At 65.6% G+C, this 17,517-nt stretch carries 19 protein-coding genes; 6 read left to right on the plus strand and 13 right to left on the minus strand.

Going from position 1 to position 17,517, the window contains the following annotated elements; genetic code table 11:
* Nucleotides 1-37: 37 nt before the first annotated feature.
* On the minus strand, nucleotides 38-283 hold the full coding sequence (locus tag ACZ899_RS04045; RefSeq protein ID WP_110738166.1) for a DUF2790 domain-containing protein: 246 nt from the start codon (nucleotides 281-283) through the stop codon (nucleotides 38-40).
* A 115-nt stretch (nucleotides 284-398) separates the two neighbouring features.
* Here ACZ899_RS04045 and ACZ899_RS04050 point away from each other — a divergent pair, with 115 nt between their 5' ends.
* A complete protein-coding gene (locus ACZ899_RS04050; protein WP_234562831.1) occupies nucleotides 399-1,331 on the plus strand; it encodes a LysR family transcriptional regulator in 933 nt (310 codons plus the stop codon).
* 213 nt (nucleotides 1,332-1,544) lie between these two features.
* Here ACZ899_RS04050 and ACZ899_RS04055 read toward each other — a convergent pair whose 3' ends face one another.
* The 3 genes from ACZ899_RS04055 to ACZ899_RS04065 form a co-directional block, all read right to left on the minus strand.
* Nucleotides 1,545-1,856: a hypothetical protein gene (locus tag ACZ899_RS04055; RefSeq protein WP_234562832.1), complete on the minus strand. Its 312-nt coding sequence runs from the start codon at nucleotides 1,854-1,856 to the stop codon at nucleotides 1,545-1,547.
* A gap of 93 nt (nucleotides 1,857-1,949) precedes the next feature.
* The gene (locus ACZ899_RS04060; protein WP_232855505.1) at nucleotides 1,950-3,254 is read right to left on the minus strand and encodes an MFS transporter; all 1,305 of its coding nucleotides are present in this window, start codon (nucleotides 3,252-3,254) and stop codon (nucleotides 1,950-1,952) included.
* A gap of 303 nt (nucleotides 3,255-3,557) precedes the next feature.
* On the minus strand, nucleotides 3,558-4,226 hold the full coding sequence (locus ACZ899_RS04065) for a class I SAM-dependent methyltransferase (protein WP_234562833.1): 669 nt from the start codon (nucleotides 4,224-4,226) through the stop codon (nucleotides 3,558-3,560).
* 258 nt (nucleotides 4,227-4,484) lie between these two features.
* Here ACZ899_RS04065 and ACZ899_RS04070 point away from each other — a divergent pair, with 258 nt between their 5' ends.
* From ACZ899_RS04070 to ACZ899_RS04085, 4 genes are all read left to right on the plus strand, one after another.
* Nucleotides 4,485-5,237, plus strand: coding sequence for a methyltransferase domain-containing protein (locus tag ACZ899_RS04070; RefSeq protein ID WP_203652418.1), 753 nt, complete (start codon nucleotides 4,485-4,487; stop codon nucleotides 5,235-5,237).
* 32 nt (nucleotides 5,238-5,269) lie between these two features.
* Nucleotides 5,270-5,740: an OsmC family protein gene (locus tag ACZ899_RS04075; RefSeq protein WP_232855502.1), complete on the plus strand. Its 471-nt coding sequence runs from the start codon at nucleotides 5,270-5,272 to the stop codon at nucleotides 5,738-5,740.
* A gap of 964 nt (nucleotides 5,741-6,704) precedes the next feature.
* Complete coding sequence (locus ACZ899_RS04080) at nucleotides 6,705-7,256, plus strand: hydrolase (protein WP_234562323.1); 552 nt, start codon at nucleotides 6,705-6,707, stop codon at nucleotides 7,254-7,256.
* Nucleotides 7,253-8,335 (plus strand): DUF1615 domain-containing protein, encoded by a 1,083-nt coding sequence (locus ACZ899_RS04085; RefSeq protein WP_324256566.1) that lies wholly within the window; start codon nucleotides 7,253-7,255, stop codon nucleotides 8,333-8,335. Before ACZ899_RS04080 ends, ACZ899_RS04085 begins: the two co-directional genes overlap by 4 nt.
* A 213-nt stretch (nucleotides 8,336-8,548) precedes the next feature.
* Here ACZ899_RS04085 and ACZ899_RS04090 read toward each other — a convergent pair whose 3' ends face one another.
* The 9 genes from ACZ899_RS04090 to ACZ899_RS04130 form a co-directional block, all read right to left on the minus strand.
* The gene (locus tag ACZ899_RS04090) at nucleotides 8,549-9,418 is read right to left on the minus strand and encodes a metal ABC transporter substrate-binding protein (RefSeq protein WP_234562324.1); all 870 of its coding nucleotides are present in this window, start codon (nucleotides 9,416-9,418) and stop codon (nucleotides 8,549-8,551) included.
* Entirely contained in the window at nucleotides 9,415-10,314 is a 900-nt protein-coding gene (locus ACZ899_RS04095) for a metal ABC transporter permease (protein ID WP_028692191.1), read from the minus strand. Before ACZ899_RS04095 ends, ACZ899_RS04090 begins: the two co-directional genes overlap by 4 nt.
* Nucleotides 10,314-11,060 carry a metal ABC transporter ATP-binding protein gene (locus ACZ899_RS04100; RefSeq protein WP_234562325.1) on the minus strand — a complete coding sequence of 249 codons (747 nt, stop codon included), beginning with the start codon at nucleotides 11,058-11,060 and terminating at the stop codon, nucleotides 10,314-10,316. The genes ACZ899_RS04095 and ACZ899_RS04100 overlap by 1 nt, the downstream gene beginning before the upstream one ends.
* Nucleotides 11,057-11,968 (minus strand): metal ABC transporter substrate-binding protein, encoded by a 912-nt coding sequence (locus ACZ899_RS04105; RefSeq protein ID WP_203652423.1) that lies wholly within the window; start codon nucleotides 11,966-11,968, stop codon nucleotides 11,057-11,059. The genes ACZ899_RS04100 and ACZ899_RS04105 overlap by 4 nt, the downstream gene beginning before the upstream one ends.
* 10 nt (nucleotides 11,969-11,978) lie before the next feature.
* Nucleotides 11,979-12,548, minus strand: a complete 570-nt coding sequence (locus ACZ899_RS04110) for a DUF6162 family protein (protein ID WP_234562326.1) — start codon at nucleotides 12,546-12,548, stop codon at nucleotides 11,979-11,981.
* Nucleotides 12,545-12,862, minus strand: a complete 318-nt coding sequence (locus tag ACZ899_RS04115; protein WP_028692195.1) for a hypothetical protein — start codon at nucleotides 12,860-12,862, stop codon at nucleotides 12,545-12,547. The genes ACZ899_RS04110 and ACZ899_RS04115 overlap by 4 nt, the downstream gene beginning before the upstream one ends.
* A complete protein-coding gene (locus tag ACZ899_RS04120) occupies nucleotides 12,859-13,395 on the minus strand; it encodes a thiamine pyrophosphate-binding protein (protein WP_203652425.1) in 537 nt (178 codons plus the stop codon). Before ACZ899_RS04120 ends, ACZ899_RS04115 begins: the two co-directional genes overlap by 4 nt.
* A complete protein-coding gene (locus tag ACZ899_RS04125; RefSeq protein WP_232856160.1) occupies nucleotides 13,392-14,594 on the minus strand; it encodes a PepSY-associated TM helix domain-containing protein in 1,203 nt (400 codons plus the stop codon). The genes ACZ899_RS04120 and ACZ899_RS04125 overlap by 4 nt, the downstream gene beginning before the upstream one ends.
* Before the next feature lie 114 nt (nucleotides 14,595-14,708).
* A complete protein-coding gene (locus ACZ899_RS04130) occupies nucleotides 14,709-15,902 on the minus strand; it encodes a PepSY-associated TM helix domain-containing protein (RefSeq protein WP_232856159.1) in 1,194 nt (397 codons plus the stop codon).
* 316 nt (nucleotides 15,903-16,218) lie between these two features.
* Here ACZ899_RS04130 and ACZ899_RS04135 point away from each other — a divergent pair, with 316 nt between their 5' ends.
* Complete coding sequence (locus ACZ899_RS04135; RefSeq protein WP_234562327.1) at nucleotides 16,219-17,202, plus strand: TauD/TfdA family dioxygenase; 984 nt, start codon at nucleotides 16,219-16,221, stop codon at nucleotides 17,200-17,202.
* Nucleotides 17,203-17,517 lie beyond the last annotated feature (315 nt).

Here is a 17,517-nt window from a genome sequence, read left to right on the forward strand (position 1 = left end):
GCACTTTCAGCAAGATGGCTGGTATTTTTCCCAGGGCTTACAGCTGCGAGCAATTGCCCATCTGGCGGTAGTCGACTTCGCGGGTCTGTCCCTGGTGGTCGACGTAGACCATGTGCGCGGTGCCCACCTGGCAGTCGGCGTCATTGCTGGCCGGGGTGATCGAGATGACCTTGGCGATGTCCAGCGGCATGCCGTATTCGTAGGTGCTGGCAGTGGTGTCGGCCAGGGCGCCAAACGAGGCGAGGGTGGCGCTCAGGGCGAGCAGGGCGATCGAACGTTTCATGACAGGCTCCTCATTTATTGCGGATAGCTAATGATCCATTCATTTGTGTTTCACAATAAATGGGCTATCACGTGATAGATTGCTGCCTTTCATGTATGAATGAGGCTGCCTGCCCATGGACATGCTGCATGCGATGCGAACCTTCGCCCGGGTAGTGGAGTGCGGCAGCTTCGCCGCGGCGGCCCAGGCCCTGGATATCTCTGCGGCGCAGGTGTCGCGGATCGTCGCGGAGCTGGAGAACCAGTTGCAGACCCGCCTGCTGCACCGCACCACCCGGCGCCTGCGCATGAGCGAGGCGGGGGAGCGGTTTCTCGAGCGCACCCGGCAGATCATGCTGCTCACCGAGGAGGCGGTGGACGAGGCCCGTGGCGCCCACCTCACGCCTCGCGGCCACCTGCGTTTCCATTGCACCCATGGCCTGGGGTTGCTGATGATGCCGCTGGTGGCACGCTACAACGCCACCTGCCCGGAAGTGGTGATGGAACTGACCCTGTCGCAGCGCAACCCCGACCCGCTGGCCGAGGGGCACGATGTGGTGATCACCATCGGCCAGGGCCTGCCGGACTCGCAACTGATCGCCATCCCGCTGGGCAGCATCCACAGCATCCTATGTGCCTCCCCGGAGTACCTGGCCCGCCACGGCGTACCTGAGCGGCCTGAGGATTTGCATGAGCACATCTGCCTGCGCACGGTCGACCCGCTGTTCGAGGAGGACTGGTCGTTCGAGGGCCAGCCCGACAGCTGTGTGATCGTGCCCCAGGACACCTTCCTCACCAACGTCGCCGACGCCATGCTCAAGGCCACCGAACTGGGCATGGGCGTGGGGCTGCTGCCGTACTACTCGGCGAGCCAGGCCATGGAGGAGGGGCGCCTGTGCCGGCTGCTGGCGCCGCACCGGCTGCGCCAGCGCGAGATCTATGCGATCTATCCGTCGCGGCATTACCTGGATGCCAAGGTGCGTACCTGGCTGGACTTTCTCAAGGAGCAGTTGCCGTTGCTGTTTGCCGAGCACCAGCGGGTGGTGGATGAGCCTCGCTACTGGCGCTGACGCATATCGCGGGGCAAGTCCTTTCAAGGTTTTTGCAATTTTTTGATATGACCGCTCCAACTCAGGATTGCTGGGGTCGCTTTGCGACCCTTTCGCGGCACAAGGCCGCTCCTACAGGATCATGCGGTCGCCTGTAGGAGCGGCCTTGTGCCGCGAAAGGGCTGCAAAGCAGCCCCGGCAAATCCAAGTCGGACGCCAATTATCATCACCTTGTCAACGGCTGTCCTGATCCTCGGCACTGCCACCTGACGCCCCGGCCCCGGAGCCTGTGGCTTCACCCGTGCTGTTGGAGCCTCCGGCAGCACCATCGGCGGCGTCGGAATCGCTGCCGGTATCACTGCTGTCGTTATCCTTGCTGCCACCGGGATTGTTGATACTGCCGTCTTCACCGGCGGTCTTGCCCTGGTCTGTGGCGTGTCCGCTGTGGCTGTTGCCATCGTTCATGGCGGTCGCAGCAAGGCTGAGGGTGGCGCCGCCACCGAGCAGCAGCGCCAGCATCAAGGCGAGGGGGCGTGGATTGACCATGATGAATCTCCTGTCGGATGACCTGTCATGGTTGGGCTGCCACGGTGGTGCCAAGGTGCCCGTCAAGCGACGGGCGGTCCTTGGCGCGGGCTTTCAGTGGGCGTCGGGACGCGGCGACTGCTGGCCGTGCGTGGCGTCCATTGCCTCCAGCGTCGGGTGCTCCTGGGCCGCGTGCATCAGGTCCTCGGTCACCCGCAGTTCCGCGCCGGTCGGCGAGAAGGTCGCGGTCGGCGCGAACGGCGCCGGATGCTCCGGTGCCGGGCGCTTGCCACGACGCCAGAGGAAGAAGCCGACCATGGCCAGGTTGATCACCGCGAAGGCCCAGAACAGTCCAGCCTCGCCGTAAGCGGTCATCATCGGCGAAATGGCCAGCGGCGCCATGGCCGAGCCCAGCGAGTTGATCAGCAGCAGCCCCTGGATCATCGGCACCAGCGCATCGGCCGGGGCGCGGTCGGCGGCGCTGCTGACGGCCACCGGATACAGGGCGAACACGCCGCCGCCGAGCAGGAACAGCAGCGCCGGCAGCAGCACGGTGTCGGCCGGCAGCAGCACGATCAGCACCGACAGCACGGTGCACAGGGCGGCCAGGGCGATCAGCACGTCCTGGCGGTCCTTGCGGTCCGACCAGCGCCCGACCGGGTACTGCAGCAGCATGGCGCCAAGGATCACCCAGGCCATCATGTCGCCGACCTTGCCCACATCCAGGCCGATGCGCTGCAGGTACAGCGGCAGCAGGGCGTAGATGCCGGCGATGGCGACCCCCGAGCCGAAGCAGCCGACCAGCCCGGTCGGCGCCACGCCCAGCAACTGCCGTGGCTTGAGCGGCTCGACCTGATCCAGTAGCGGCGACACCCGTGGCAGGATCACGATCGGCAGCACCGACAGCGTGGCGAGCATGCCGGCGACCATGAACGGCGCGGTGTCGCCCCAGCCGGTAACCTCGCCCAGGCCGGCCTGGGCGATCACCCCGGCGCCGTAGAAGGCAATCATGTACAGCGCCAGCAGGCGTCCGCGGATCTTGGCGTCGCCGGCCAGCAGCAGCCAGCTCTCGATCACCAGGAACACCCCGACCGCGGCCCAGCCGTTGATCAGGCGCAGGGCGAACCACCAGGTGGTGTCGTAGAACAGGCCCTGCAGCAGGATGGTCGCGCCGATCAGCGCGGCGAAGCTGCTGTAGGCGCGGATATGGCCGATGCGCAGGATCAGGCGGTCGTTGAAGATCGCCCCCAGGGTCAGGCCGATGAAGTAGGCCGAGGACACCACGCCGATGGTGGTCGCCGATTCGCCGGCGGCGCCCAGGCGCAGGGTGGTCAGGGAAGACAGCACACCATTGCCCAGGGCAATGATGAACAGGCCGAGCAGGGGTGCCAGCGCCATCGCCAGCAAACGCACAGACATAGTTACCTCAAGGTTGAAAAGAGCTCAGATGCACCTTTTCGGCTGCACGGGCCGGGTCGTGGCGGCGTGCAGTACGGCTTGGGCGGGCTGCGACCTTGGCAAGATTCAACCGCGGACCTGATGCAGGCAGGTCGGGCGGGGGCGGTTGAGCCTGTGGCACATGCGCGATGTGATGAGGCACGGACACTGTCTTTGCGGGCGGTTGCCACCGGCTGGGGCGACGGGCGAAAAGGAGGCGGAATTTTAAGGCCTGTGCAGGATTTGCCAAGTAGGAAAAGGCTGCGACGAGTGGCCGCAGGGGCGTCAGTCCAGCCTCTGTGCCGCCAGCAGCAGGGATTGTGGTACCTGGCTCTGCGGATGCTGTGGTTCCTGCAACGCCAGCAGGCCGAACCCGGCCAGCTCCAGCGCCTTCAGCCAACTGCCCAGGGTGCGGAAGTACCAGGGCATGGGGCGCCAGTCACCGGTGAACCCGGCAAACGATTCCTCGCGCCAGCCGTCCTGGTATTGGCCGGCAGCCGCCGTCCACGGGTGCAGGGTCTGGATCAGCAGCGTGCCGCCGGGCACCAGCAAGGTCCGCATGGCGCAGAGCAGGGGGATGATGTCCTGTTGTAGCAGGGCGAAGTTGGCGCACACCAGGTCATAGCCATGGCCGATGTCCACCGCACCTTCGGCCAGCTGCTGGTAACTGGCCAGGTGTACCTGCGCGGAGCCCGCCGAGTGCGCGGCGGCGACCAGCGTCGCATCGCCATCCACGCCGACCGCGTCGATGCCCCGTGCCGCCAGGGCCCGCAGCAACCAGCCCTCGCCACAACCCAGGTCGAGCACCCGCGCAGGTTGTCGGCCCAGCACGGCCAGCAGTATCGCCTGGTCGGTGACCTCGCGGCGGGAGGCGATGGTGCCGGAGCGTACGGCTTCGATCCAGGCCTGGGCGTTGTGCTGCCAGCTGTCCAGCAGGGGATCGGTGGTGGGCATGCTCGGGTCCGATAAGGGCGGGTGGTTCTGGTGTGATGTTTTGCAAATACGACCAATAAATCGCGAGCGATTTTTGCGCTCAGGCAAGGCGTCGCGACGAGTCGTAGCCCAGCTACGGCGAGGAGCGACAACGCCGCATGAGCGCAAAAAGTGTCGCGAGTTATGGTCGTTATTTGTGAAACACCACACCAGCATAGGCCAGTCTTGTGTCCGGGGGGCTTTGCTCTGCACACTGGCGCACCTGCGAAGGAGCATGGCATGGCACTTGCGAAAGCGGATTTCACCACGCGCCTGCTGGTCGAGGCCGGTATCGGCCCGGGCATGCGCGTGCTTGACGTCGGGTGTGGCAGCGGTGATGTGAGCTGGCTGCTGGCTCGCCTGGTGGACGGCGATGGCGCGGTGGTTGGCGTTGACCAGGCGGCTGATGCCCTGGAGCTTGCACGTTTGCGTGAGACACCCAAGGGCGCGGCGATACCTGAGTTCGTCCAGGCTGACCTGCAGGCACTGCCCGAGTCCCTGGGGTTGTTCGATGCCATCGTCGGGCGGCGGGTGCTGATGTACCAGGCGGAGCCGGTCAAGGCTTTGCGCCTGCTGGCCCGGCATCTGTTGCCCGGTGGGCTGATGGTCTTTCAGGAGCACGACAGCAGCCTGACCCCGGCCAGCCTGGAACCCTTTGCGTTGCATCGCAAGGCCCAGCAGTGGCTGCAACGCATGCTGGCCCATGAGGGGGCCGACCTGCACATCGGTTTCAACTTGCATCGGCTGTTCAGCGAGGCGGGGCTGGAGGTCGAGGACCTGCGGGCCGAAGGCCTGGTGCAGACGCCCGACAGCGCCTATCCCCTGGCCGATATCATTCGTGCCTGCCTGCCGCGGATCATCAGCCATGGCGTGGCTACGGCCAGGCAGGTCGGGATCGATACGCTACAGGCGCGGCTGGAGGCCGAGCGGCTTCAGTCCCGGGGCATCTACATAGGCGACATGGCCTTTGGCATCTGTGCGCGCAAGCGCTGAACAATGTGTTTATTTGATCAAGGAGGTATCGGATGGCGCAGTACACCGCACAAGTGACCTGGAATCGTGACGGGCAGGATTTTCTCGGTAACCGCTACAGCAGGCGGCATTTGTGGCGTTTTGATGGTGGGGTGGAGGTGCCGGGCTCGTCCTCGCCCCATGTGGTGCCCTTGCCGATGTCGGATGCCTCGGCGGTGGACCCGGAGGAGGCGTTCGTCGCGGCGTTGTCGAGTTGCCATATGCTGTGGTTCCTGTCGTTGGCGGCCAAGCAGCGGTTTTGTGTCGAGCGGTATGTTGATGATGCCCTGGGGGAAATGGCGCTTGATGGGGCTGGGCGGATGGCCATGACCGTGGTCACCTTGCGGCCTTTGGTTGAGTTTTCCGGGGAGCGGCGGCCTGACTTTAAGCAACTGGAGCGGTTGCATCATCTGGCGCATGAAGAGTGTTTTATTGCCAATTCGGTGAAGACTGAAGTGCGGTGTGAGCCGGTGGTTTCTGGGTGAGGTTTTGTTGGTGCGGTTTATGTGTTGGCGTTGATTGTTGATTGTTTTGATAGATGTATGCGCATTCATTTGCGATGTCGACGCTTATTCACCTTTCCGCCCTTACGGCGGGTAACTTTTTGAAGGATCAAAAAGTCACCAAAAAATCCTCGCTCCATTCATCCGGCCCTACGCTTCGCTCCGGGTTCCCTCACTCCGGCCTTGCTCCCGGGAGGACCGCGCTGCAGGGCCCATCCTGGGCCCCAGCGCTTGACGGGCATCCATGCCCGTCACCTCCCTCCGCAAGACCTCCGTTCGGCCTCCTGAAGTCGCGAAGTTACGGGCGGCGCCTGGACTGGCGCAGCTGTCGCTAGTTGAAAGCTTAGCTGATCTCTCGACCGTATCGCGGGGCAAGCCCGCTCCCACGCAATAGTCGTTGTTATATAGAATCCTGTAGGAGCGGGCTTGCCCCGCGAAAGGACCGGGACAGCCAATAAATAACTAATGGCCAAACAACTAACTTCGCACTTCTTACTCTTGCTCTTGCTTCTAAGCGCGCAATAGTTCAGGCGCCGCCAATTGCGACTTCAGGAGGCCGAGCGGAGTTCTTGCGGAGGGAGGTGACGGCCATGGATGGCCGTCAAGCGCTGCGCCCCAGGATGGGGCGTTCAGCGCGGTCCTCCCGGGAGCAAGAACGGAGCGAGGGAACCCCGGAGCGAAGCGCAGGGGCCGGATGATGGAGCGAGGATTTTTTGGTTCCTTTTTGATCCTTCAAAAAGGGACCCGCCGTAAGGGCGGAAAGGTGACGATGCGTCACCATCGCCAATGAATGCGCATGCAAAGATAAAAACAAACCTCAAAACTATAGGCGCATTTAATTGAGATGCCAGCAGTCACCGGTTCCGCTTTTAAAACCACCAGCCCCGATTGACGCCACCCCCCGCCTGGGTAAGGCTACCCCTTCCCCCAAACCAAGAGACCACCAATGCTGATCGATCCCCGCAAGGCCACGCTGCTGGTCATCGACATCCAGGAAAAACTGATAGGCGCCATGAGCGACCCCGAGGGCACCGCAGCCCGCGCCCGCTGGCTGCTCGCGGCAACCGCCGAACTAAAACTCCCCACGGTAATCTCCGAGCAATACCCCAAGGGCCTGGGCCACACCCTGGCCGCCCTCAAGGCCGCAGCGCCAGCCGCCGAGATCGTCGAAAAACTGCACTTCTCCTGCGTCGCCGCCGAATGCCTGCCCAACAGCCTGCTTGAACGCGAACAGGTAATCGTCTGCGGCATGGAGACCCACGTCTGCGTGCTGCAGACCGTGCTCGGCCTGCGCGCCCTGGGCAAGCAGGTGTTCGTGGTCGAGGACGCCTGCGACAGCCGCACCCCACAGAGCAAGGCTGCGGGCCTGGCGCGCATGCGTGATGCCGGGGCGCAGGTGGTCACCCGCGAGATGGTGCTGTTCGAGTTGCTGGGCAGCTCCAGCCACCCGCTGTTCCGCCAGATCAGCAAGACCTACCTGGTCGGTGAACAGCCCTGAACGCCCGCCTGCTGACCACCGCGCTGCTGACCCTGGGCCTGCTCCAGGGTTGCGCCGGGCGACGTGAGGAAGCCGCCGAGGCCGACCCGGCCAAGGTTCGCGCCCAGCTCGTGCGCCTGCTGCCGGCCCAGGTCAAGGACCGACAGGGCTGGGCCGAGGATATCCAGGTGGCGTTCCAGGCCCAGGGCATCAGCCCGAGCAAGAGCAACCTGTGCGCGGTGTTGGCGGTGACCGAGCAGGAATCCACCTTCAACGCCGACCCGCAGGTGCCAAACCTGGGACGCATCGCCCGGGAGGAGATCGACCGCCGGGCGGCGCGCCTGCATGTGCCCCGGCTGCTGGTCGATAGCGCCCTGAGCACGCCCTCGGCCAACGGCAAGACATACCAGCAACGGCTGCTCGCCGTGCGCAGCGAGAAGCAGCTCAGTGCCCTGTACGACGAGGTGATCGGCGGCCTGCCGCTGGGGCGCTCGCTGCTGGGCGGGTTGAACCCGGTGCGCACCGGCGGGCCGATGCAGGTCAGCGTGGACTTCGCCGAGCGGCACGCCAAGGGCTATCCCTACGACCACTCGGGCAGCATCCGCCAGGAGGTGTTCAGCCGCCGTGGCGGGATGTACTTCGGCATCGCCCACCTGCTCGGCTACCCCACCCACTATGAACGCCAACTGTACCGCTTCGCCGACTTCAACGCGGGCTGGTACGCCAGTCGCAATGCGGCGTTCCAGGCGGCCTTGAGCCGGGCGAGCGGGGTGGCGCTGGCGCTCGATGGCGACCTGATCGCCCCCGGCGCCATACTGCCCGGCACCACCGAGCAGGCGGCGCGCAAGCTGGGGACGAAGCTGGGGTTGCGCAATCCGCAGATCAGGGCTCAGCTGGAGAAGGAGAATGGCCTGGAACTGGAGGACACCACGCTGTATCGCGGGGTGTTCGCCCTGGCCGAAGCGAAGGCGGGCAAGGCGTTGCCACGTGCGGTTTTGCCGGGGATCGAGCTGAAGAGCCCGAAGATCACCCGCAAGCTGACCACGGCGTGGTTTGCCGGCAGGGTGGATGAGCGGTATCAGCGGTGCATGAAGCGTTGACACGGTCCCTGCAGGAGGTCGCTGCGGCGCTCTCGATTAAGAAAGAGCTATACGCATCACCAGCGTGGGAGCGGGCTTGCCCCGCGATGAGATGCATGGCACCGGCTTCGCCGGTGTTCGCGGGTCAAGCCCGCTCCCACGCTGGTGATGCTCCCGACTTTGTTCCCTCTGCGATAGTGCAGCCTGAAGGGCTGGGCGATCTCCTGAAGGCGCTCAACTGTCACCGAGTGCCTTGACCACCTGCTCGACACTGGCCTTGAGCCCCGCCACGGTGTCGTCAGGATCGGCGTCCACCACCAGCAACTTCGCCCCGGACGCGGCGATCACCTCGGCCACCCTGGCATCCGGCTGGCGATGGTGCAGCACCAGCGCCACATCCTGCGCCTTGAGGTTTTCCCCAAGCGCCTTGAGCGCCGCCTCGTCCCACTTGTCGTCAGCCGGCAGCGGCTGCTCGAGCACATCCAGGTTCAACCCGCTGGCCAGGTAGCCCAGGCGCTCGGACAGGCTGACCACGGTCAGGTTGTCGATCTCGGCCAGGCGCGTCTGGCTGCTGGCGGTCAGCTCCAGCATCTGCCGCTTGATGCCGGCGAGGTTGGCCTGGATCTTCGCCTTGTCCGCTGGCGAAAGACGTTCCAGATCGTTGGCGACGACATCGGCCATGCGCCCCAGGTTGGTCGGGTTCAGCCAGGGATAGGCGGCGAAGGCCTCGTCACCCTTGACCGCGATACCGGGCAGGGCGCCGTCCACCGGGCGTGCGGCGTCGATCTCGACAATGCGGATGTTGCTGCGCCGGGCCATGGGGTAGAGCGGGTCGTCACGCCAGATCGAGCGCACGCCGATCACCGCGTCGGCCTTCGACGCCGCCTTCTGCAGGCTGGCGCCGCCACGGCCGCTGAAGTACGACGGCTGGCGGCTGGCCGGCAGATTGGCCGGGGCGGCGCGCTTGAGCTGCACCGAGGTGCCGTCGAGCAATACGCTGGCCAGGCTGTGGGTCACCGGCAGGGTGGTCAGCACTTCAGTAGCATTGGCCAGCAGCGGCAGGCCACTCAGGGCCAGGGCCAGGGTCAGTTTCTTCAGGGTCATGCCGGGTTTCCTTGCAGGCGGGGGACGAGGGCGCGGGCCAGGGCGGCGAGGGCGAAGCAGATCCCGGCGACCAGGATGATCGCCGCGCCCGAGGGCACCGGCAGGTCGAAGACGATCGGCAGCAGGATGCCGAGCAGGGTGCTCAGGGTGGCGATGATCACCGAGACGAAGAAGAAGCCCTTGAGCGACTGGCTGACCAGCCGCGCCGCCGCCGCCGGGATCACCAGCAGGGCGCCGACCAGGATCGCGCCGATCACCTTCACCGAGGCCACGGTGACCAGGGTCACCAGGACCACGAACAGGTAGTCCAGGGTCTTCACCGCCACCCCGCGCACCGCCGCCAGCTGCGGGTTGAAACTAGCCAGCATGATGCGGTTGTACAGCGGCAGGGCCAGGGCCAGCACCAGCACGGCGACGATACCCAGCACCAGCAGGTCGTGGGCGCTGACGGTGAGCACCGAACCGAACAGCACGTTCTCGAGGATGTGCACGTTGATCTTGCCGGCCAGCATCAGCAACAGGCTCGCGCCCAGGGCCAGCGACACCGAGAGGAACACGCCGATCAGCGTATCCGGGGACAAGCCGGTGCGGTTGCGCAGGAAGTTGAGCAGGATGCCGAATAGCAGGCAGTAGCCGAACAGGCTGCCGTACGGGCCGGTGTAGGGCTCGCCGAGCAGGATGCCGATGGCCACGCCGGTCAGCGCGGCATGGCCGACCGCCTCGGAGAAGAAGGCGAAGCGCTTGACCACCACCAGGGTACCCAGCCCGCCCAGCACCGGGCCGATCATCAGGCCTGCCAGCAGGGCGTTGACCACGAAGCCGTAGGCCAGCGCCTCCGGCAGGTAACCAGCGGTGGCCCAGTCCTGGACCAGTTGGCGGAACGATTCGAAACTCATCAGGCAAGGCTCTCGCTGCGCGGGTGGACGGAGAACAGCCCGAGCAGGCGCTCGGGGGTCAGGGCCTGGGCCGGCGGGGCGTCGAACAGCACCTGGCGGCTCAGCCCGGTGATCCGGTCGGCCAGGCGCAGCACCGCTTCCAGGTCGTGCTCGATCCACAGCACGGTGGTGCCGGCCTGGCGCCAGCCGTGCAACAGTTGCTCGAACACCTGGATGCCGGCCTCGTCGAGGGCCGACATCGGCTCGTCCAGCACCAGCAGCTGCGGCTCGGGGATCAGCCCCTGGGCCAGCAGCACGCGCTGGCGCTCGCCACCGGACAGCGCGCCCATGCGCCGCTTGCGCTTGTCGAGCATGCCCACTCGCGCCAGCGCCGCGTCGATCGCCGGACGCACGCGCCGGGACAGGCCGAGGAACGCCGGGCGGCGCTGGCACATGGCGGCCATGAAGTCGTCCACGGTCATTGGCAGGCCGCGGTCGAATTCCAGGGCCTGGGGCACGTAGCCGATCACTTCACGCTCAGCGGGCCAGTGCAGGGTCAGCTGGCCCTGGTGCGGCATCTGCCCGAGCAGGGTCTTGATCAGCGAGCTCTTGCCGCCACCGTTGGGGCCGACGATGGCGTGCACGCTGCCGGGGGCGACGCTGAAGCGCACGTTCTCGAGGATACGCGTGCGGCCGAGGGTGAGGTCGATACCGTCGAACTCGATGCGTGGCCCGCTGGCGGTTGTGAGGTTGGCGGCGGCGGTCACGTGCGGTTCTCCTGGATGGCCTGGACCACCGTGTCGAGGTTGCGCTTCATCTCCACCTCGTACTTCTCGGTGGTGTATTCGCCGTAGGAGATGTGTGTGAGCGGGTAGATGCGCACGCCGGACTCGCGGTGGATGGTGTCGACGTAGGCCGAGGGGAAGTCCATCTCCGAGAAGATCACCTTCACATCCAGGGCCTTGAGCTGGTCGATGGTCTTCTTCAGCTGTGCCGGGCTCGGTTCGATGCCGTGGGCCGGCTCCACCACGGCGGTGACTTCCAGGCCGAAGTCGCGCACCAGGTAGTCGTAGGCGGCGTGGATGGTGGCGACACGGAAGGTCGCGTCCGGTGCCTCGGTGACCTTGGCCAGCGCCTCGGCACGCAGGGCACGCAGGCGCTTGGCGTAGGCCCGGGCGTTCTGCGTGTAGAACCTGGCGTTGTCCGGGTCGAGCTTGCCCAGTTCGCGGGCGATGTTGTTGACCTGGGCGATGGTGGCGCTGATCGACAGGAAGGTGTGCGGGTTGACCACCTTGCCGGCGCCGCGGGCGGCAATGCCGGTGGCCGCCAGCAGCGGCACGTTGGCGTTGGACTCGATGGTCTTGATGTCGGGCTTCTCGCTGGCGGCGATCATGCGGTCGGCGAAGTCGTCGTGGCCGACGCCGTTGAGCACGATCACGTCGAGGCTGCCGATGCGCTTGATGTCCTCGGCGCGGGGCTCGTAGGCGTGGGGATTGAAGCCGGCCGGGATCAGCGGCACCACCTCGGCCTTGTCGCCGACGATGTTGCTCACGTAGCTGTAGTAGGGGTGCAGGGTGATGCCGATGCGCAGCGGCTTGCCATTGTCGGCGAGGGCCACGGCGGGCAGGGCGCAGGCCAGGAGCAGCGCCAGGGTGCGGCGGGCGAAGCGGAGCATGGGCAGGTCCTTAGTGACGGTGTTGGCGGGTGACCCCGGCGTCGTAGTGGGTGACGATCTGCTGCCAGCCGGCGGCGATCAGCGCATCGCTGTCCAGCGCGTCCGGGGGCAGGGCGGTACTGTCGCGGCGCAGCCAGACATCCGGCTGGGCGTCGCTGGCGGCGGGCAGGATCACCAGGAAGCTGCCGGCCACCTGGGTGTCCTGACTGCGGCCCAGGTAGGCGCCGTTGGCCAGCAGCGACCACTGGTGGCTGCCGCGGCTCTGGCTGCTGGCGTCGTTGACGAACGGCGGCAGCCCCTCCTCGGCCAGGGCCTGGGCGTCCGGGGCGGTGCCGTTGTCCTCGCGCAGGGCGCGGATCTCCTCGACGGCCACCCACAGGTCGGTGTGGATGCCCTGTTCGGCGGCATTGAGGTCGCGGCGGGCGTCGAGCTGGTGGGCGGCGATGGCCTGTTCATCCTCGCGCTCGCCGCGCGCGGCCACCACGCTGGCGGCCAGCACCACGATCAGCAGCGCGGCCAGCAGCACATAAAGGGTCTCGTGCCCGGCGCCGGCCGGGCGCACCACCTGGGCGCGGCTCATGGCGCACCGATGTCGGCGTGGTCCACTTCCACCACGTGGCCGGGGCCGGCATCGAATAGCACGTAGAACTCACCGTCGGGGCGCTTGAAGGTCAGGGTCGAGTCGTCGCCGAGCTTGCTCGCCACCAGCACCTGCTCGTCGTAGCCGATCACGTCCAGGGTCACCCCGGGAGCGCCGCTGCCGTCGGAGAAGCCGCCCTTGCAGGTGATCTGCTCGCCGTGCTCTGTGCACTCGCACATCGGGTTGTGCGCCAGCGCCGGGGTGGCGGCCAGGGCCAAGAGGGGCAGGGCGAGCCTGCGCATCAGCTGTTTCATTTATTGCCTCCTTGTTTCTCGAGCCAGGCCGCGGTGGCGGGGGATGCCTTGGCCAGCGGCACCGCGGCCTGGTACATCTTGCCGTCCCAGCCTTCGATGGTGATCCAGATGTCGGCGTCAGGTCGGGTGCGTGGCGGGATCGGCAGCGAGGTGCCCATGCGCGCCGGCGCGCCGAAGAAGATCGTGCCGGCGGCGCGCAGGCTGCGCGGCTTGCCCACCCGCAGGTAGATGGCCTTGGCGCCTTCGTTGCAGGTGCCACAGGCGGCGTTGAAGGCCTTGAAGTAGCCGGCCGGACCCTCGGCGCGCGGCGCCTCGTCGCGCAGTTCGGCCAGGTCGAGGGTCCAGCGTCCAACCTGGATATCCTCGACGATGTTGGCACCCAGGCCACTGTCGCCGCGGAACAGGCTGGCGTCGGCGAAGTACTTGGGCATGAAGCCCAGCGGCACGAGGATCAGCAGGATGTTCAGGTGGAAGCGCCATTTCAGCCACAGCTGCTTCAGGCCGCTGGGCGGCAGGGTATCGGTCTGGCTCAAGGTTGGGCCTCCAGGGTGGTTGGGCTGGCCGCGGCGCGCTTGCGTGCCGGACGCTCGCTGCGCTTGAGGGCGGCGAGGGTGGCCTGGGTGGTGCGTTTGGTCCAGATCAGCAGGCCGCTGAACACCATCAGGGTCAGTACCAGGCCGAAGAAGAACCAGATCAGCTTGATCGCCAGGCCACCGAAATCACCGGTGTGCAGCGGGCGCATGGATTCGGTGACGAACTCGAGGGCCGAGCGGTCGCCGAGCAGGAACTGGCTGTCGACGTTGCGCGTGTAGGGGTTGACCTCGGCGGTCTGGAACATCAGCGGATACCAGCCTCGCCCGCCCATGCTGTAGTGGCTGTAGGCGGTGGCCGGCAGCGAGATGAAACTGATGTCCAGGCCGGGTACTTTCTCGGTGGCGATGCGTGCTGCCTGGTCCAGGTCGATGCGTGGCGCCGGGCTGCCGTCGGCAGTCTGCGGTACCTGCTCGCGGGCGATGACCGGCACGATCGGCTCGGTGGAAACTGTCACATGGTTGTCGCCGAGGATCGCCTGGATCAGGAACCAGGTGCCGGTGATGGAAATGACCGCAATGAACCAGATTGACCACACCCCGGCCAGGCGGTGCAGGTCGCCCCAGAAGATCCGTGGGCCGTGGCCGGTACGCACTGGCTTGAAGAAACCGCGCCAGAACTTCTTGTACACCACCAGCCCCGTGACCAGCGAGGCCAGCATCGGCAGCCCGAGCAGCGACACCAGGTACCAGCCCCAGCTGTAGCCGTTGGTGAAGGGCACCAGCCACCAGCCGTGCAGGGCGCGGGTGAAGGCCTCGAAGTCGAAGTCCGGACGCTGCCCCTGTATGGCCCCGCTGTACGGGTTGACGTAGAGCAGCGCATTGGTGCCGTCGGCGCGGGTCACCGAGGCCTGCAGGGCGAAGTGCGAACCGTCTGGCTGGCTGAAGAAACGCACTGCCAGGTCCGGTTCGGCCTTGTGCATGGCGTCGAGCACCTGCTGGTAGCTCAGGCGCTGGCTGTCGTCGTCGGGCTTGCTGGCGCGCACATCAGCGTTGGCCAGCCAGACGATCTCCTGGCTGACCACCGCGAGCATGCCGGTGAAGCAGACGATCAGGACGAAGAACCAGATCGGCAGGGCAAGCCAGCTGTGGACCAGGAACCACAGCTTGGAATTGGATTTCTTTCTCGATTGTCGGGCCATCGCTCGGTCTTCTGCATATAAAAATACGGTCGAGTCTGTGCTCAACCTGGAAGGCTGCATAAGTAAGGACGAATGAGAATCAGAAAGCTGCCAAAGCAAATGAAAGAAAATGTTTCAAGAACTGGACGTGACCTCCGTCGAAACCGGCGCCTTGGCCGCGCGCGCCTGCTTCAGGCTGCGCTTGAGCGCGTTGGCGGTGGCCAGGGCGGTGCGCTTGCTCCAGATCAGCAGGCCGCTGAGCACCATCATGCTCAGTAGCAGGCCGAAGAAGAACCAGATCAGCTTGCTCGTCAGGCCGGCGAACTCGCCGGTGTGCAGCGGGCGCATGGACTCGGTGAAGATCTCCACCGCCTTGCGATCGCCGAGCAGGCGGCTGGCCTCCATCGCCCCGGTATAAGGGTTGATCTCGGCCTTCTGGTACACCAGCGGATACCAGCTCATGCCGCCGATGCTCAGGTGCGCATAGGCGTTGCTGGGAAAACCGACATAGTCGACGGTGAAGCCGGGAATCTCGCGCTGGGTGATCCTCACCGCTTCGTCCGGGCTGATCATCGGCGCGGGGCTGCCGTCGGCGGTCAGTGGCACCGTCTCGCGGGCTATCACCGGAATGATGGGCTGGCTGGAAATGGCGATATGGTTGTCGGCGAGCAGCGCCTTGACCAGGAACCAGGTACCGGTGATGGAAATCACCGCGATGAACCAGATCGACCAGATGCCGCTCAGGCGGTGGAAATCGCCCCAGAAGATCCGTGCGCCCTGGTTGAAGCGCAGGGTCGGCTTGAAGAAACCTTTCCAGAAGCGCTTGTAGATCACCAGGCCGGTGACCAGCGAGGCCAGCATCGGCAGCCCGAGCAGCGACACCAGGTACCAGCCCCAGCTGTAGCCGTTGGTATGCGGCACCAGCCACCAGCCGTGCAGTGCGCGGGTGAACTCTTCGAAGTTGAACTGCGGCGGGACGCCCTGAATATGCCCGGTATAGGGGTTGACGTAGACCCTCAGGGTACGGCCGTCGGGGTAGGTGACATCCGACAGCATGGCGAAGTGCGATTCGCTCAGGGTCATCAGGCTGGCCACGGCGATACCGGGCTGGTCGCGCTGCATGGCTACCAGCAGTTCGTCGTAGTTCAGCCGCCGGGCCTCGTCCGAAGGCGGGTTGGCGCGGGTTTGCGGGTTGGCCAGCCAGACGATCTCGCGGCTGATCACCGCCAGGGTGCCGGTGACGCAGACGATCAGCACGAAGAACCAGATGGGCAGGGCCAGCCAGCTGTGCACGAGGAACCAGATTTTCGAGCGTGACTTTTTCGACATGGGGTACGCAGTGTCAATGGCGAAGTTCAGGGGCAAAAGCCCGGCCGTATCTGAAAGAGACGCATGAGCAGGGCAAAACCTGATGGATCATTTGCAAGCAAGTGTTTCCAGGGTGGCCGTGCTGGCGATGCAGGCCCACGTGGGAGCGGGCTGGCCCCGCGAACACCGGCAGTGCCGGTGCCAGGCGCCACAGTGCCTGCATCGCTCCTGCAAAGGGACTAATTTGCCTGCCCCTCGAAACGTCCTCCTATCACCGGACGCGAGCGAGCCCCTGGGCCGTCGGTCCCTTTCATCGAATGTGTACAGGAGGCCCGTCATGGGTGTTGCTGTGGGATTTACAGTGCGTCCGCTGTTGCCGGAGCAGGGACGTTTGCCGTTGCTGGTGGAGGCGGGTGACGACGACACCAGCCTGTTGGAGGTGTTCGACGAGCTCAAGGCGCTGGTGGATGAACACCTGCTGCGCGACGGCGGCATCCTGTTCCGCGGGTTTCGCCTGGAGGGCGCCGAGCAGTTCCGCCAGTTCGCCGCCAGCTTCGGTCATCCGCTGCTCAACTACGAGTTCGGCTCGACGCCGCGCACCAACGTCACCCAGGGGGTCTACACCTCCACCGAGTACCCGGCGCACCAGCATATTCCGTTGCACAACGAGCAGGCCTACTCCCGCGACTGGCCGATGAAGATCTGGTTCTACAGCATGATCGCGGCAAAATCCGGTGGTCAGACGCCGATTGCCGACAGTCGCGAAGTCTATCGGCGGGTGCCGGTGCATGTCCGCGAGCGTTTCGTCAGCAAGGGCCTGATGTACGTGCGCAACTTCGGCAACGGGCTGGATGTGTCGTGGGAGGATGTATTCAATACCGATGACCCGCAGGAGGTCGAAGCCTACTGCAAGGCTCACGGCATCACCTGCGAATGGAAGGATGACGGCGAGCTGCGTACCCGTCAGGTGTGCCAGGCGGTGGCCGAGCACCCCGTGACCGGCGACATGGTCTGGTTCAACCAGGCGCACCTGTTCCATATTTCCAACCTGCCGCCCGAGGTGCGGGAAAGCCTGCTGGACATCGTCGATGAGGAAGACCTGCCGCGCAACGTCTACTACGGCGACGGTTCGCCCATCGAGGACGAGGTGCTCGATGAGATCCGTGCGGTGCTGGAGGACTGCAAGATCAGTTTCCTCTGGCAGGAGGGTGACGTGATGATGCTCGACAACATGCTCGCCGCCCATGCCCGTGCGCCGTTCGAAGGCCCGCGCAAGGTGATCGTGGCAATGGCCGAGGGGCATTCGCTGGAGCAGGGTTGAGGCGATGAGGTGTTTGGCGGGAAGGATTTGGCGCCTGTGAGATCGAGCGCCGCCCGCGCGGCGCATCGCGACGCAAGGCCGCTCCTACATCTGTTTCGGGCCAGTCAATCCTGTGCCATTACCTAGTGCGCTTTGTTGGTATGACGCGGTTTCAGTGTGGGCACCACTGCCATTCCACCTGTCTCAAGACATGCGCCAAGGCGGGCAACCATGGCCTGACAGGTTCGGCACGTTGCAGCAAATGTGGGAGCGGGCTTGTCCCGCGATGCGCCGCGCGGGCGGCGCTCGATCTCGCAGGCGCCGCCCCGCTCAAGC

The organism is Pseudomonas sp. TE31087 (genome assembly GCF_057284075.1).